At 71.4% G+C, this 1,042-nt stretch carries 1 protein-coding gene and 1 pseudogene; one reads left to right on the plus strand and one right to left on the minus strand.

Annotation, left to right across the window (positions count from 1 at the left end):
• Positions 1–742 (plus strand): apolipoprotein N-acyltransferase (locus DSP71_RS07290; RefSeq protein WP_258546314.1); only part of this gene is annotated, 742 nt, incomplete at its 5' end.
• A 28-nt stretch (positions 743–770) separates the two neighbouring features.
• Here the strand turns inward: DSP71_RS07290 and DSP71_RS07295 are convergent.
• Positions 771–1,042 (minus strand): annotated as a pseudogene (locus DSP71_RS07295) (alpha/beta hydrolase); the annotation flags it as partial.

The raw sequence follows: 1,042 nt of genomic DNA on the forward strand, positions 1-1,042 counted from the left end.
GGATGCTGACCCGTTCCAGACCCCGTGGCTGGCCGAGTATCTCACCGGCATCAGCACCCGGGCAGGTGCCCCGCTGCTGGCGAACGCGGCCACCACGGCGGGCGGCAACATCTACAACACGTCGTTCCTGTGGGACCCGGCCACCACCGGTGCCACGCCGCAGCGGGAGCAGGTGCAGACGCACGCGAAACGCCACCCGGTGCCGTTCGGCGAGTACGTGCCCGACCGGGCGTTCTACACCCTGCTCGCCCCCGACCTGGTCGGGCTGCTGCAACGCGACTACGCGCACGGCACGGACGTGCCGCTGGTCACCGTCGGCGGTGTGCCGGTGGGGTTGGCGATCTGCTTCGACGTGATCTACGACGAGGTCATCGCCGAGAGCATCACCGCCGGTGCGGAGCTGCTGGTGTTCCAGACCAACAACGCCGACTTCCGCGGCACGGACGAGAACCTGCAGCAGCTCGCGGTCGCCCGGATCCGCGCGGTAGAGACCGGCCGTACCGTGGTGAACGTCTCCACCGTCGGCACCAGCCAGATCATCCGCCCCGACGGCAGCACCCTCACCGGTCTGCCCGCCGGACAGGCCGGGGCGCTGATCGCCGACACCGACCTGCGCACCGGCATCACCCCCGCCGTCCTCATCGGGCAAGGCGTCTCCGCTGTCACCTTGTGGGGTGGGCTGGGTGGTCTCGCCCTCACCGGCGCGATCGCCTGGCGGCGGCGCACCCCTGCTGTGGCCTGACTAGGCATGCCCGCCAGACAACCCGGGGTTATCCTGCGGGTGGGAGGACGAGGCGGCGGATCTCCGCAGCGATCAGATCTGGTTCTGTGGCGGGGATGTAGTGGCCGGAGCGGGCAGCGACCACGTGCCGGCCCTGCCGGGACTGTGCGGCCCGATACCGCCCGGCGGCGGTCGCGGCATCCCGGACCCGTCGCGGCATCCCGTCCGCGAGACTGCCGGAGATGACGGTGACCGGGACATCGGGCAGCGCCGGCGGGTCGCCCTGCCAGGCGTGCAGCTCGGTGAGGAAGGTGCGCGCTT

Source organism: Microbacterium sp. H6, from assembly GCF_003314775.1.
Lineage (GTDB): Bacteria > Actinomycetota > Actinomycetes > Actinomycetales > Microbacteriaceae > Microbacterium > Microbacterium oxydans.